Source organism: Bradyrhizobium sp. SEMIA, from assembly GCF_014844175.1.
Lineage (GTDB): Bacteria > Pseudomonadota > Alphaproteobacteria > Rhizobiales > Xanthobacteraceae > Bradyrhizobium > Bradyrhizobium arachidis.
This window is the reverse complement of the sequence record NZ_CP046601.1, coordinates 7,848,873-7,863,980: the sequence shown is the minus strand read 5'-3', so window position 1 is coordinate 7,863,980 and position 15,108 is coordinate 7,848,873. Positions and strand designations below refer to the sequence as shown.

Below are 15,108 nucleotides of genomic sequence, written 5' to 3'. Positions count from 1 at the left end.
GAATCCATGGATTGTTCGGGGACTACCGTGATGTCGCCTTGGTCCATGTGTCACTGCGCCGCAGGCGAACAGATACAAAAAGCCCCGGGCGAGCCGGGGCTTTTGCAGTTGCGTGAACGACGCGCTGCGCGTCGCTGCGATCCCGATTGTTATTGCAGCCCGGTCGGATTGGTCGTGGTGCCGATTGGCGTGATCGTGCCGCCCGCGCCATTGCTGGTGAAGCGATTGTTGGAATACGAGTTCACAGTGCCGGACACACCGGTGTTGTTGAATGAAAGGTCGTTGTTGGACAAGTTGACTATGCCGCCCGTTTGCTTAACGCCGATCTGACTGTGGGTGATCGTGGTCGCGTCCACGTTGATGCCGCCGCCCGAGATCGAAACGCCAGCAACTGAATTACTCGACACGAGCGAATTGCTGAGATGCACGGCAGCGCCGGTGCCAACTGCGACACCACTGGCCGCATTGATCACCCTGACATTGCTGAGCGTGCCCTTGATCAGACCCGCCCCGCCGGCACTTGCGATCGTAAACCCGCTGCCTCCCATGTCCCGAACCGTCGTGTTCACGACGTTCAGCGTTCCGTTGGTGCGCTGATCGGCAATACCCGTGCCGGGCGACCCGAAATTGCCGTTGATCAGACAGTCCTCGATGTTGACGAAGCTCCCCACCCCGGCGCCGATGATGCGAATGCCGGTCAGACCGCTGTCGAATCCCTGGATTTGGAGGTTACGGAGGTTCACCGTCTTGCGTACGTCGGTTCCGGCGAAGGAATCGAACGCGACGTTGATGCCGTTGACGTTCGAATTGAGGATCGACCCGAACACCTCCTTGCAATCGATGGTGATCGATTTCGTGATGGTCACGGCGCCGAAGCCGCCGGGATCAATGCAGTTGATCTCACCGTTCACCGCTGTCTTCGAGATCGCACCGGCGAAGGTCTTGCAGGGCGCCGTGCGACTACACGGGTTGACGTCATCGCCGACACCAGACACCCAAGTGCGGCTCGCTTGGGCGCTGGCGGGACTCGCCAGGACGGAGAGTGCGAACACCGCCCCAGCGATCGCAAAAGACAAACCAAATAATCTCGGTATTCTCTTCATTTCTGGCTCCAGTCAAAAAAATGAACAATGCTTTGTCTCTCGAGACGCGGCCGGAGACGCGTCATCCTGTATCAGAGCAATACAACTTTACGTGTAATATGGCTCACAGCTACATCTCCAATCCCGCGCCCTCGATAGCGCAGTCGCGGATGAGCTGTATCGAGGCTTGATTGCTGAGAGATTGTCGCTTCAGTCCGAAGAGATCGTCGCTTCAAGCCACGACCTGAATCGGTTCGTTCACGACGACGGCCTCGCCCCGTGTGGCGATCTAACGCGGGCGAGCAAGCGATCGATCACCGGCCAGAACAGCAGCACGATCGCCAGCGTCGTGATCGAACCGACCAGCCCGTTCGACCAGAACACCTTCAGGTTTCCGCCGGAGCCGATCATCGACAGGCGGAAGGCATCCTCGGCGCGGTTGCCGAGCACAAGCGCGAGCGTGAACGGCGCCAGGGGAATGCCGATCTTCTTGAAGACGTAGCCGACGATGCCGAAGCCGAGCATCAGCCAGATGTCGAACATCGCATTCTGGATCGCATAGGCGCCGATCGCGCAGGACACCACGATCATCGGCGCCACCGCCGCGAACGGCACGCGCAGGATCGAGGCGAAGATCGGCACCGTCGTCAGCACCAGCACGAGGCCGACGACATTGCCGAGATACATCGAGGCGATCAGGCCCCAGACGAAGTCCTTGTGCTCGACGAACAGCAGCGGGCCCGGATTGAGTCCCCATACCATCAGGCCGCCGAGCAGGATCGCCGCGGTGCCGGAGCCGGGAATGCCGAGCGCCAGCATCGGCAGCAGCGCCGAGGTGCCGGAGGCATGCGCCGCCGTCTCTGGCGCGAACACGCCCTCGATGCGTCCCTTGCCAAAGCTCTCGGGCTCCTTGGCGAAGCGTTTTGCCAGATTGTAGCCCATGAAGGACGCAGCGATCGCGCCGCCCGGGGTGATGCCGAGCCAGCAGCCGATGAAGGAGGAGCGCAGCAGCGTCACCCAGTATTTCGGCAAGTCCTTCCAGACGCCGAGCACGACCCGCAGCGAGATGCTCGCGGCATGGCCGCGCAGCGCGAGGCGCTCCTCCATCGTCAGCAGGATCTCGCTGATGCCGAACAGGCCGATGACGGCGACGAGGAAGTTGATGCCGCGGAGCAGCTCGGACGAGCCGAAGGTCATGCGCAGATTGCCCGACACCGTGTCCATGCCGATGCCGGCGAGCAGGAGGCCCAGCGCCATCGAGATGACAGTCTTGTGCTTGGCTTCACGCCCGAGGCCGACGAAGGAGCAGAAGGTCAGGAGATACACCGCGAAGAACTCGGGCGGGCCGAACCTCAATGCAAAGGACGAGATCATCGGCGCGAGGAAGGTGATCAGGAGCACCGCGACCAGCGAGCCGACGAAGGAGGACGTGAACGCCGCGGTCAGCGCCTCCGCCGCCCTGCCCTGCTGCGCCATCGGATAGCCGTCGAAGGTGGTCGCGACCGACCAGGCCTCGCCGGGGATGTTGAACAGGATCGAGGTGATCGCGCCGCCGAACAGCGCGCCCCAGTAGATGCAGGACAGCATCACGATGGCCGAGGTCGGATCCATCGTGAAGGTGAGCGGCAGCAGGATCGCGACCCCGTTGGGCCCGCCGAGGCCGGGCAGCACGCCGACGAAGATGCCGAGCACGAGCCCGACCATCATCAGGACAAGCGTCTTCCACGTCAGCAGGACGGCGAAGCCGTGAAGCAGGAGACCGAGAGCTTCCATCGCGGGACCGCCTAGTGGCCGAAGGCCGCTTCGAGCGGCCCCTTCGGCATGATGACGTCGAAGGCGATGTCGAAGGTGACGAACATGATCGCCGTGAACAGGAACGCGGTGAGCAGCGACTTCCACAGCGCGATCTTGCCGACGAGGCGCATGAAGCCGGCGATCAAGAGGAAGCTCGCGACATAGAGGCCGAGGAACTGCGTCACCACGCAGAACAGCAGCGTCGGCACGAACACCGCCATGACGCGGCGGGCCTGCGCGCGCGTCACGAAGGTCTCGGATGCCTTGCGGTGGGCGATCAGCGCCACGACCAGGCCGTAGAGGCTGCCGCCGCCGAGGATGATGGAGAGATAGAACGGAAAATAGCCGGGCTCGGGCCCGGTCGCGTCCCAGGACGCGCCGGTGCGCCAATTATCGTAGCCGAGCGTGACGGCGAGCGCGAGCAGCAGCAGGCAGACGACGATCTCGATCGTGCCGGAGGAGACGACGGAGGGCGAGTCGTCTTCAGGCGCGGTCGGATCGTCGACGACGATTTCAAGATCGGTTTCGGACATGAGCTGCCAAGTCAAGTTGCGCTGTCATCATCCGCCTAGTGCGCAATTGCGCCCAGAGGCGGATGATCCAGTACGCCGTGCAGAAGCCGTCTTTCGCGATTTCTGTGCAATACTGGATGCCCCGCCTTCGCGGGGCATGACATGGAGGGTGTGACTACTTCGCGACGAAACCGGCTTCCGTCATCAGCGACTTGTTCTGGGCATCGTCCTCTTCGAGGAATTGCACCATGTCCTTGCCGGTGAGGAAGATCGGCTTCAACGCCTGCTTCTCCATGTAGTCCTTGTACTCGGCGGTCTGCGTCACCTTGTGGAACAGCTCGACATAGAATGCCTGCTGCTCGGGCGTGACCTTGCCGGGCAGGAACATCGCGCGCAGCATCAGATACTGCACGTCGACGCCCTCCTCCTTGCAGGTCGGGATGTCGGCCCAGGACTGCGTGTCCGTCACCTTGCTGGTGTAGGAGATGCGCTCCTTGTCGAACACGCAGAGCGGACGCACCTGGCCCGCGCGCCAGACCTCGAGATTTTCGCTAGGGTTGTTGACGTTGGCTTCGGTGTGGTTGCCGACGAGCTGGGTCGCGGCCTCGCCGCCGGACTTGTAGGGCAGATAGGAGAACTTTGCGCCGGTCTTCTGCTCCAGGAACACGGTCAGCACGTGGTCCTCGCGCTTGGAGCCGGTGCCGCCCATCTTGAACGGCGAGCTCGCGGCCTTCGCAGCCGCGACGAACTCCTTCACGGTCTTGGGGCCGGCGCTGTTGTCCCACAACACGAACTGGTCGAGCGCGATCACCGAGACCGGGGTCAGCTCGCGCCAGTTGAACGGGATCTTCGCCGACAGTGGCAGCATGTAGATCAGCGAATAGGCGATCAGCACCTTGTTCGGATCGCCCTCGCTCGACTTCATGTACATCAGCGCTTCCGCGCCCGAGGCACCGCCCTTGAGCGAGACCACCATCGGCTGCTTCATCAGGTTGTTCTTCTGGATCGCGGCCTGCATCATGCGCGCCATCTGGTCGGAGGCGCCGCCCGCGCCCGCTGCCACCACGATCTCGACCGGTTTGGTCGGCTCCCAGCCGGCAAAGGCCGGCGTGCCGCAAAGCGCGACCGCCAGCGTGATTGCAGCCTTCATTCCATGTCCCACGCGCGTCTTCCCCAAGTTTTTTGCCTATGTTCTTGTTCGGATTGGCAATTCGCGAAGTCTAGCGGATTGCATTGTGCGGGCGAATACCGGCCAGTTCAAGCCGGGCCGGCACCGCCCCGCTTATGACTTTGGAATGAGATGGATTGCAAGCACGACGGCCCCGGCAAGAAAGCGCGGGCCCCTTGCGGAGCCCGCGCCGGTTCTGGAAGCCAATGTGCCGGCTGACGAAAGCGCGATGAGATCAAGATGAATCGTCATCGCGCTTTAGGTTATTATTTGAGCATGATCTTTTCGGAAAACCGCTGCGCACTTTGCGCTAACGCGGCCCTCCGGGTCCGGATCATCCTCTAGACCAGCAGGATGTCGTTCGGATTGATCGGGACGCGCGCTACTTGCCCTTCCAGACCGGCGCGCGCTTGTTGAGGAAGGCGTCCATGCCCTCGCGAAAATCCTCGCTCATATAGGCCTTGAGGATCAGGTCTTCGCCCTCTTCGCGCGACAGCGTGCGGCGGATGCGGCGCACCGCTTCCTTTGTGGCTTCGAGCGTCAGCGGCGCGTGGCTGGCGACGAGCTTTGCGGTCTCGTCGGCGCGGCGCTGGAGCGTCTCGACGTCGGGCACGACCTCGTTGAGCAGGCCGAGCGCGAGCGCTTCCGGTGCCTCGACGAGGCGCGCCTTGAAGATCAGATCCTTGGTACGGGCCGGCCCACCAGCGCGACAACGCGGCTGATGTTGGACATCGACAGGCAATTGCCGAGCGTGCGCGCGATCGGAAAGCCCATACGCGTCGTTTCAGTCCCGATGCGGAGGTCGCAACAGGCCGCAATGCCGGCGCCGCCGCCGGTGCAGGCGCCCGCGATCGCCGCGATCACGGGCACGCGGCACTGCTCGAGCGTGCCGAGCACGCGGTCGATCCGGGCCTCGTAGTCCAGCGCGTCCTGCGCGGTCTTGAACGCGCGGAATTGCGAGATGTCGGTGCCGGAAGCGAAGGCCTTGTCGCCGGCGCCGGTGAGGATCAGCGCCTTGATCGAACGGTCGGCGTTGATCTCCTGGCAGATCTCCGCCATGCGGTCATACATGGCGAAGGTCATGGCGTTGCGCGCCTGGGGGCGGTTGAAGGTGATCCGCGCGATGCCGTCCGTGACGGAGTAGAGCAGGTCTTCGTTGGCAGTCGTCGGTGCGTTCATCGCGCGCTCACTTTCTTGGGTTGGTTCAGGCTGCCTGAACCTTAAGCCACCTGGGCCTTGGTCATCGGCACCACGTCGCGTCCCTTCAGGACGTCCATGGCCGCCAACACGCCGCCGCTCCGGTGCGGGATCTTTGCAAGATCGAGGCCCATCTCGACGCCGGCGAGCGTGCCCATCAGCATCAGATCGTTGAAATGGCCGATATGACCGATGCGGAACACCTTGCCCTTGACCTTGTTCAGGCCGGTGCCGAGCGACATGTCGAAATTCTCCAGCACCACCTTGCGGAACGCGTCGGCGTCGAACCCCTCCGGCACGCGCACGCCGGTCAGCGCCGGCGAATGCGCGGCGGGATCGGCGCACTGCGTCTCGAGACCCCAGACCTTGACCGCGGCGCGCGTCGCCGCGCTGTGGCGCTTGTGGCGAGCCCAGACGTTCTCGAGGCCCTCTTCCTCCAGCATCTTCACCGCTTCGCGCAGGCCGTAGAGCAGATTCGTCGCGGGCGTATAGGGGAAGGTGCCGAGCTTGTTGAAGCTGATCACTTCTTGCCAGTCCCAATAGGAGCGCATGCCCGGATTGGACTTGGCGACGTTGAGCGCCTTCTCCGAGACGGCATTGAAGCCGAGGCCTGGCGGCAGCATCAGGCCCTTCTGCGAGCCCGCGACCGAGACGTCGATGCCCCAGGCGTCGTGCTCGTATTCCATCGAGCCGAGACCCGAGATGGTGTCGACCATCAGCAGCGCCGGGTGCTTCACGCGGTCGAGGATCTTGCGCACCTCAGCGGGCGGCGTCACGCAGCCGGTCGAGGTCTCGTTGTGGACGACGCAGACCGCCTTGATCTTGTGCTGCTTGTCGGCGGCAAGGCGCTGCTCGATCTCGGCTAGGTCGGCGCCATGGCGCCAGTCGCTCGGGATGAAGTCGACGTCGAGCTTGAACTTGTCGGCGATGCCGCGCCACAGCACGGCGAACTGGCCGGTCTCGCACATCAAGACCTTGTCGCCGGGCGCGAACACGTTGACCATCGCCGCTTCCCAGGCGCCAGTGCCGGACGAGGGGAAGATGATCACGGGCTGCTTGGTGCGGAACACACGCTGCATCGCGGCGAGGACGGCGAAACCGAGCTCGGCGAACTCCGGACCGCGATGGTCCAGCGTCGGCATGTCCATCGCCCGCAGCACGCGGTCGGGCACATTGGTCGGTCCTGGAATCTGTAGGAAATGCCTTCCAGTATGCACGGTCATCGGCGTCCTTCCCGGTCTAGCCTTGATTTTGGTGGCCGCCGAATAGCACCATTTGACCGGCTTGTCCCCTCTCCTAAAGGCGTCTCCCATGCATAACCGGCGGACCTCCGCCGCCCCTACTCCGCAGCCACCACCCGGCCTGAGGGCAGGTGCCCCTCGGCCTCCGTGAACGGGCGTTCCGGATGCATCAGGAAGGCCGAGACGCCGCCGAGCAGCAAAAGGCCCATCGACATCAGGAACGGCAGGTACCAGTTGCCGGTCGTGTCGATCACGAAGCCGGCAACCAGCGGGGAGACGATGGCGGCGAAGGCCGAGCCGGTGTTCATGATTCCCGACGCGGTACCCGAATATTTCGGGGCGATGTCCATCGGGATCGACCACATCGGGCCGATCACGAGCTCGGCGCAGAAGAAGCCCGCCGACAGGCACAGCGCGACGATCGTGATGTCGTGGACGAACAGGATCGGAAACAGGGAGAGCAGCGCTCCCGTAAACCCTGCTACGGTGACGCTGAGCCGCGCCAGGCGGACATTGCCGGTGCGGTCGAGGATCTTGTCCGACAGCACGCCGCCGACGCTGTCGCCGACCACGCCGGCGAAGAACACACCGGAGGCGAACAGCGCCGAGTTCTTGATGTCGAGATTGTAGTTGTTCTTGAAGAACAGCGGCAGCCAGTTCAGGTACAGCCACAGGCACCAGCCGTAGCAGAAATAGGTCAGCGTCACCGGCCACATCCGCCCGAGCAGCGGGCCCCAGGGCACGCGTGGCCGCTCGCCGGTCGGGCGTGGCGGCAGCGCCGCGAGCTCGGCCTCGGTGATCGAGGCGTGGTCCTTCGGCTCGTTGCGGAAGTACCAGACCCAGATCACGCCCCAGATGAGGCTCACGAAGCCGAGCACGACGAAGGCGCCGCGCCAGGTCAGCCACAGGATCAAGAGCGCCACCACCGGCGGCGTCACGGCATTGCCGAGCCGGGCGAAGGAATGGGTCAGGCCTTGCGCGAAACCGCGGCGGTTCGCGGGCGTCCAATATTGCATCGCGCGTGTCGCGGTGGGGAACGTCGCCCCCTCGCCGAAACCGAGCGCAAAGCGCGCGACGAACAGCGCCGCGAGCCCGTTGACGAAGCCGGTCATGATGGTGGCGGCCGCCCAGATCATGCCGCACCAGAACAGCGTCTTGCGCGGCCCGAAATGGTCGCCGACCCAGCCGCCGATCACCTGGAACAAGAGATAGGGATAGGCGAAGGCGGAGAAGACGAGGCCGAGCTGGGTGTTGGAGAGACCCAGCTCCTTCTGGATCTCGCTCGCGGCGGTGCCGATGTTCACCCGGTCGACATAGGTGATGAAATACATCGCGCAGAGCATCGCCAGCACGACATGCGTCGCCTTGAACCGAATTCCCATCTCCACCCCTCCCTGATTGCTTGTTATGATTTTCAGCCGCGTGTCCCGCGCGGCTTAAGTGCCGACCACTTTCAGATGCGGCGAGGCATTGCCCTGTGGACGCTGCTCCAAGAGCTTCATCGCGACATCGACGCCGCCCGAACGATGCGGCACGCCGGCAACCGAGAGACCCATCTCCACGCCGGTGAGCGCGCCAAGCAGCGTCAGCGCATTGCATTCACCGAGATGGCCGATGCGGAACACCTTTCCGGCGACCTTCGACAGGCCTGAGCCGAGCGACATGTTGTAATTCTCGAGCACAATCTTCCGGAACTGATCGGCGTCATGGCCGGGCGGCATCAGCACCGCGGTCAGCACCGGCGAGAATTCCGACGGCTCCTGGCAGAGCACTTCGAGACCCCAATGATTGACGGCGGCACGCGTTGCGGCCGCGAGCCGCTGATGCCGCGCGAACACGTTGTCGAGCCCCTCCTCGAGCAGCATCGCGATCGCCTCGCGCAGGCCGTAGAGCAGGTTGGTCGCGGGCGTGTAGGGAAAGAAGCCCTTGGCATTGGGCTTGAGCATCTCCTCCCAGTCGAAATAGGAGCGCGGCATCTTGTTGGTCTTTGACGCAGCCAGGGCCTTCTCCGAGATCGCGTTGAAGCCTAGGCCGGGCGGCAGCATGAAGCCCTTCTGCGAGCAGCTAACGCTGACGTCGACCTTCCACTCGTCGTGGCGGTAGTCGACCGAGCCGAGCGAGGAGATGGTGTCGACCATGAGCAGCGCGGGATGGCTCGCGCGATCGATCGCGGCGCGGATCTCGGCGATGCGGCTGGTCGCGCCAGTGGAGGTCTCGTTGTGCACGACCATGACGGCTTTGATCGCGCGCGCCTTGTCCTCGGTGAGCTTTGCTTCGATCACGGCGGGATCGGCGCCGCGGCGCCAGTCGCCAGGCACGAAGTCGACCTCGATGCCGAAGCGGCCGGCCATTTGCCGCCACAGCGTGGCGAAGTGGCCGGTCTCGACCATCAGCACCCTATCGCCCGGCGACAGCGTGTTGACGATCGCGGCCTCCCAGGCGCCGGTCCCCGACGACGGGAAGATGATGACAGGGCCTTTGGTCTGGAAAATCTTCTGGCTGCCTTCGAGCACGGTGCGGCCGAGCTCGCCGAACTCCGCGCTGCGGTGGTCGATCACAGGCATGTCCATCGCGCGCAGGACGCGCTCGGGGACCGGGCTCGGGCCCGGAATCTGAAGGAAATGGCGTCCCTGATGCATGAAAACCTCCCTGTCGGCGGACCTTGGCCGGCTCTGGAGGCTATTTTGCATTCATTTTTTGTCCTTTCAATCGAAATTTGGTATTCGATTGTGGACGTCGACGCGCCCCAGCAGGCAAACTACTGTGCAGCAAATGAAATCCACGATTCCCGACACCGGGGTTCCGATCACGCCGCCGACCGCAAATGGCGGCGATCGCCAGGAAAACCGTCACGAGGCCTCGCTTCATGGCGAGATCCTGCTGCGGCTGCGCGACTACGTGGTCGAGGGCAACATCCCCGAAGGCGCGCGCGTGCCGGAGCGGCAGCTCTGCGAGATGCTCGGCATCTCCCGCACGCCGCTGCGCGAGGCGCTGAAAGTGCTCGCCGCCGAGGGGCTGATCGAACTATTGCCCAACCGCGGCGCGCGGGTGCGCCAGCTTAGCCAGCGCGACCTGGAAGAGCTGTTCGACGTCATGGCGGGGCTGGAGAGCCTTGCCGGGCGCCTTGCCTGCGAGGCCATTACGGATGCGGAAATCACCGCGATCGAGCAGCTGCATTACGAGATGTATGGCCACTATCTGCATCGCGACATGCACGGCTACTTCCAGACCAACCAGCGCATCCATGAGAGCATCGTCGCCGCCGCGCGCAACGAGACGCTGAAAACGGCGTACGCCAACTTCGCCGGCCGCATTCGCCGCGTCCGCTACTCCGCGAACTTCGCCCGCAAGCGGCAGCGCTGGGCCGAGGCGATGCGCGAGCACGAGGCCATCCTGGACGCGCTGCGCCGGAGAGCCGCCAGCGAGCTCAGCGACATCCTGTTCCAGCACCTGCGCAACAAGCGGACGGCTGCGATCGAGCATCTGACCGAGCCCCAAGAGGACGCACCGGCTTCGCCCTAGGAGCGGCCCGGCTTGCTCATTTTGAATTCATAATATAATCGGTCGGGAACCATAATGAATAACTCAGCAAGGCCTGAGCCTCGCTGGGGCAGTCCGGGATCAGGGATGACAAACGCCTCCTCGCTCGAACGGCGCCTGCGGTCGGAAGTGACCGGCGACGTCCTGTTCGACCCCTTCAGCCGCGGTCGCTACGCCACCGACGCCTCGTTCTACCAGATCATGCCGGCGGGCGTGGTGGTCCCCAAGACCATGGACGAGGCGTTGCGGGCGCTGGCGATTGCCCGCAACGAAGGCCGCAAGGTCACTCCGCGCGGTGGCGGCACCTCGCAATGCGGCCAGACCGTCAATGACGGCCTCGTGGTCGATCTCTCGAAGCACCTCAACCGCATCCTGTCACTCGACGTCGAGGGCCGGACCTGCATGGTCGAGCCCGGCATCGTCCTCGACGACCTCAACCGCCAACTTAGGAAGCACGGCCTGTGGTTTCCCGTCGACGTCTCCACGGCGTCGCGCGCCACCATCGGCGGCATGGCCGGCAACAATTCCTGCGGCGGCCGCTCGCTGCGCTACGGCACCATGCGCGACAACACGCTGTCGATGGAGGCATCGCTTGCCGACGGCACGCTGAGCCGTTTCGGCGAGGTCTCGCGCGATCTCTCCGACGTCGAAGCCAGTGACAGCACCCGCGCCCTGTTCCGCGACATGCTCGATCTCGGCACGCGCGAGGCCGACGAGATCGCGGCGCGCTTCCCAAAGGTGCAGCGCCGCGTCGGCGGCTACAATCTCGATGCGCTGGTGCCGCGCAACGCGCCCAACAACATGGCGCATCTGCTGGTGGGCTCGGAAGGCACCCTCGCCTTCACCACCAAGGTCGAGCTGAAACTGTGGCCTGTCATCCGCAACAAGGCGCTCGGCGTCTGCCATTTCGGCAGTTTTTACGAGGCGATGGATGCGGCCCAGCACCTGGTCAAGCTGAAGCCGATCGCGGTCGAGCTGGTCGACCGCACCATGATCGCGCTTGGCCGCGACATCGCGATGTTCCGCCCGATCATCTCCGCCGCGATCAAGGGCGATCCGGACGCGGTGCTGGTGGTCGAGTTCGCGGAAGAGGACCAGGCGGATAACCTGGCGCGCCTCAAGCAGCTCACCGAGCTGATGGGCGATCTCGGCTTCGGCTGGAATAACGACACGCGCAAATGGGGCGGCGTGGTCGAGATCACCGAACCGGCGCTGCAGGGCGGGATTGCCGATTTCCGCGCAGCCGGCCTCAACGTCATGATGTCGATGAAGCAGGAGGGCAAGCCGGTCTCCTTCGTCGAGGACTGCGCCGTGCCGCTGCCGCATCTCGCCGATTACACCGCGCGGCTCAACGAGGTGTTCGCGAAGCACGGCACCAGCGGCACGATGTATGCGCACGCCTCGGAGGGCTGCCTGCATGTGCGCCCCGTGCTGAACCTGAAGCTGGAGAAGGACGTCAAGGCGATGCGCGCCATCGCCGAGGAAGCCTTCGCGCTGGTGCGCGAATACAAGGGATCGCATTCCGGCGAGCATGGCGACGGCCTGGTGCGCTCGGAATTCCACGAGACCATGTTCGGCGAGCGCCTGGTTGCCGACTTCCGCGAGGTGAAGCAGCGCTTCGATCCCGATGGCGTCCTCAATCTCGGCAAGATCGTCGACGCGCCCAAGATGGACGATCGCTCGCTGTTCCGCTTCAAGCCGGACTATCGCGTCGGCGAGCTGAAGACGAAGCTCGACTGGTCCGCCTATCCCGGCGCCGGTGGCGGTTTCCAGGGCGCGGTCGAGATGTGCAACAACAACGGCGCCTGCCGCAAGCTCGAGGGCGGCGTGATGTGCCCGTCCTATCGCGCCACGCGCAACGAGAAGGATGTCACGCGAGGCCGTGCCAACACCTTGCGGCTCGCGATATCAGGCCAGCTCGGCCCCGATGCGCTGTCTTCCGACGAGATGATGGAGACGCTCAAACTCTGCGTCTCCTGCAAGGCCTGCCGCCATGAATGTCCGACCGGCGTCGACATGGCCAAGATGAAGATCGAGGTGCTCGCCGCGCGCGCCGCCAGCCACGGCCTCACTCTCCGCGATCGCCTGGTCGGCTACCTGCCGCGCTATGCCGGCCTCGCCGCGCGCTTCGCGCCGCTGGCGAATTTGCGCAACCGCAGCCCGATGCTGCGAAAGCTGTTCGAGCGGTTTGCCGGCATCAGCGCGCGCCGGGCGCTGCCCGCCTTCCGCAGCGATGTGTTCGTGCCGCCGGCCGACAGCGTCGGGCCGGAAGGCGGCCGCGAGGTCGTGCTGTTCGCCGATACGTTCAACCGCATTTACGAGCGCGAGAACCTCGAGGCCGCGCTGCGCGTGCTCACCGCCGGCGGCTATCGCGTGCACATGCCAAAGCCTGCGAGCGGCAGCCGCCCGCTCTGCTGCGGCCGCACCTTCCTCTCGGCAGGTCTCGTCGATGAAGCGAGGGCCGAGCTCGACCGTCTCGTTGCCGCGTTCGCGCCCTTTGCCGCGCGCGGCGTGCCGATCGTCGGCCTCGAGCCGAGCTGCCTGTTGACGCTGCGCGACGAGCTCGCCTCGCTGCGCAAGGACAACGACGCCAAGGCCGTCGGCGCGCACGCGCTCACCTTCGAGGAGTTTCTGGTGCGCGAGGCCGAGGCCGGCCGATTGCAACTGCCGCTTGGCAACGTCGCGGAAAAAGCAGTCGTACACGGGCATTGCCATCAAAAATCCTTCGGCGCCTTCAAGCCGGTCGAGCAGGTGCTGCGCCTCGTCCCCGGCCTGAAGGTCGAGACCATCGAGTCCAGCTGCTGCGGCATGGCGGGCGCGTTCGGCTATGGCGCCGACACCTATGATGCCTCGATCGAGATGGCCGAGCTGTCGCTGCTGCCGGCCGTGCGCCGCGCGGACCAGAATACGCTGGTCGTCGCCGACGGCACCTCCTGCCGGCACCAGATCCACGACGGCGCTCAGCGCGAGGCGCTTCACGTCGCGCGCGTGCTGGCGATGAGCCTCGACCGCGCCGGAACCAATTCCACTTCAACCGCTGCAAAGGAAACCAGCCATGGCTGACCTCACGCTCGACACCGCCCGAAAAATCCTCGACGCCGCCTTCGCAAAATCCGTCGAGCTGAAGCTCAAGCCGCTGGTCGTCACCATCCTGGATGCGCGCGGCGTCCTCAAGATCGCGGCCGCGCAGGACGGCACCAGCCTGATGCGCGCCGAGATCGCGCATGGCAAGGCCTATGGCGCGCTCGCGATGGGCATGGGCTCACGTGCGCTGTTCCAGCGCGCGCAGGAGCAGGCCTATTTCATCGATGCCGTCAACACGATTGCAAAAGGCGCGCTGGTGCCGGTCCCCGGCGGCGTGCTGATCATGGACGGCACCACGCTGCTCGGCGCCGTCGGCGTCTCCGGCGACACCTCCGACAATGACGAGGCCTGCGCGGTCGCGGGCATCCAGGCGGCGGGGCTGAAGGCCAACGCGGGCTGAGATCGTCGTTCCGGGGCGCGTAGCGCTAAACCACCACCGTCACCCTGAGGTGGCCGCTTCTTCAGCGGCCCTCGAAGGGCGACGGCCGGCTGCATCTCGGCCGTACATCCTTCGAGGCTCCCGGCGCGATGCTAACCGCACCGCGCCGCTCGCACCTCAGGATGACGGATCGACCAGCAGCTCCGCCTCTTCACCTTCCCGTCCAGACCGGCTTCCGCTTCTCGCCGAACGCCTTCAGCCCCTCCTTGGCGTCCTCGGTCATTGCGAGCAGGGCGATCTGGCTTTCGGTGTAGGCGATGCTCTCGTCGAACGACATCGAGGCGATCGCGCGCATGGCGTATTTACCGCGGCGGATCGCGGTCGGGGATTTGTCGACGATTCGCCCGATCAGCCAGTCGATCTTGGCGTCGAGCTCGGCTGCCGGTACCACATAGTTCAAAAGGCCAGCGGCTTGTGCGGCCTTGGCATCGAACGGCTCGCCGGTGAGCGCCCATTCATTGACGAGACGCGGCGGCGCGATGGATTGCAGCAGGCTCAGCACCTGCATCGGAAACACGCCGACCTTCACCTCCGGCAGGCCGAAGATGACGTGATCGGCCGCAACCGCCATGTCGGTCATGCACAACAGGCCCATGCCGCCGGCCATGCAGACGCCACCGACCCGCGCGATCGCAGGCTTGGTCGCGTTCTGCGACAGGCGCAGCAGATCGGCATAGTCGACATTCGGCCGAGAATGATCCATCGCGAACGCCGCACCGGAATTCTGCAAATCGGCGCCGGCGCAGAACGCCTTGTCGCCCGCACCCGTCAGCACGATGACGCGGACGTCCTTGTCGTCATGGGCGTCGCGATAACCCTTGCTGATGCCGGCGATGACCTCGCCGTTCAGCGCGTTGCGCTTGTCCGGCCGGTTGATGGTGATCCAGAACGCCTGCCCGCGCTTCTCGGTGATGACGGCTATGCTGTCGGTCATGACGTCGCTTCCTTGCTGTCCGTTTTGCAGCCATTTGCGGTAGGGCGGGCGGCAGGTGCAAGGGCAATCTGCAGCGCGGCGCCGCTTTAGCGCCTCGACACAAATTGCTGGCGAGGC

General features: G+C 64.7%; 11 protein-coding genes and 1 pseudogene. 3 read left to right on the top strand and 9 right to left on the bottom strand.

Annotated elements, in window-relative coordinates; genetic code table 11:
* Window positions 1–149: 149 nt before the first annotated feature.
* The 8 genes and pseudogenes from FOM02_RS37790 to FOM02_RS37755 form a co-directional block, all read right to left on the bottom strand.
* The gene (locus FOM02_RS37790; protein ID WP_265440934.1) at window positions 150–1,103 is read right to left on the bottom strand and encodes a right-handed parallel beta-helix repeat-containing protein; all 954 of its coding nucleotides are present in this window, start codon (window positions 1,101–1,103) and stop codon (window positions 150–152) included.
* Between the two features lie 237 nt (window positions 1,104–1,340).
* Complete coding sequence (locus tag FOM02_RS37785) at window positions 1,341–2,855, bottom strand: tripartite tricarboxylate transporter permease (protein ID WP_265440933.1); 1,515 nt, start codon at window positions 2,853–2,855, stop codon at window positions 1,341–1,343.
* An 11-nt stretch (window positions 2,856–2,866) separates the two neighbouring features.
* Complete coding sequence (locus FOM02_RS37780) at window positions 2,867–3,409, bottom strand: tripartite tricarboxylate transporter TctB family protein (RefSeq protein ID WP_265440932.1); 543 nt, start codon at window positions 3,407–3,409, stop codon at window positions 2,867–2,869.
* Between the two features lie 154 nt (window positions 3,410–3,563).
* Window positions 3,564–4,538 carry a Bug family tripartite tricarboxylate transporter substrate binding protein gene (locus FOM02_RS37775; RefSeq protein ID WP_265440931.1) on the bottom strand — a complete coding sequence of 325 codons (975 nt, stop codon included), beginning with the start codon at window positions 4,536–4,538 and terminating at the stop codon, window positions 3,564–3,566.
* A gap of 400 nt (window positions 4,539–4,938) precedes the next feature.
* A pseudogene (locus tag FOM02_RS37770) lies at window positions 4,939–5,735 on the bottom strand (enoyl-CoA hydratase/isomerase family protein).
* Window positions 5,736–5,776: 41 nt separating this feature from the next.
* On the bottom strand, window positions 5,777–6,976 hold the full coding sequence (locus tag FOM02_RS37765) for a pyridoxal-phosphate-dependent aminotransferase family protein (protein WP_265440930.1): 1,200 nt from the start codon (window positions 6,974–6,976) through the stop codon (window positions 5,777–5,779).
* Window positions 6,977–7,092: 116 nt separating this feature from the next.
* The gene (locus FOM02_RS37760) at window positions 7,093–8,376 is read right to left on the bottom strand and encodes an MFS transporter (RefSeq protein WP_265440929.1); all 1,284 of its coding nucleotides are present in this window, start codon (window positions 8,374–8,376) and stop codon (window positions 7,093–7,095) included.
* A gap of 54 nt (window positions 8,377–8,430) precedes the next feature.
* Entirely contained in the window at window positions 8,431–9,633 is a 1,203-nt protein-coding gene (locus FOM02_RS37755) for a pyridoxal-phosphate-dependent aminotransferase family protein (RefSeq protein ID WP_416207738.1), read from the bottom strand.
* Window positions 9,634–9,766: 133 nt separating this feature from the next.
* Between FOM02_RS37755 and FOM02_RS37750 the strand changes: the two genes are divergently transcribed.
* The 3 genes from FOM02_RS37750 to FOM02_RS37740 all read left to right on the top strand — a co-directional run bounded on the left by FOM02_RS37750 (window position 9,767) and on the right by FOM02_RS37740 (window position 14,018).
* Window positions 9,767–10,516: a GntR family transcriptional regulator gene (locus tag FOM02_RS37750; protein WP_265440927.1), complete on the top strand. Its 750-nt coding sequence runs from the start codon at window positions 9,767–9,769 to the stop codon at window positions 10,514–10,516.
* A gap of 105 nt (window positions 10,517–10,621) precedes the next feature.
* On the top strand, window positions 10,622–13,597 hold the full coding sequence (locus FOM02_RS37745; RefSeq protein ID WP_265440926.1) for an FAD-binding and (Fe-S)-binding domain-containing protein: 2,976 nt from the start codon (window positions 10,622–10,624) through the stop codon (window positions 13,595–13,597).
* Window positions 13,590–14,018, top strand: a complete 429-nt coding sequence (locus tag FOM02_RS37740) for a GlcG/HbpS family heme-binding protein (protein ID WP_265440925.1) — start codon at window positions 13,590–13,592, stop codon at window positions 14,016–14,018. Before FOM02_RS37745 ends, FOM02_RS37740 begins: the two co-directional genes overlap by 8 nt.
* A gap of 190 nt (window positions 14,019–14,208) precedes the next feature.
* On the opposite strand, the gene FOM02_RS37735 is transcribed toward FOM02_RS37740, so the two are convergent.
* On the bottom strand, window positions 14,209–14,991 hold the full coding sequence (locus FOM02_RS37735) for an enoyl-CoA hydratase/isomerase family protein (RefSeq protein ID WP_265440924.1): 783 nt from the start codon (window positions 14,989–14,991) through the stop codon (window positions 14,209–14,211).
* Window positions 14,992–15,108 lie beyond the last annotated feature (117 nt).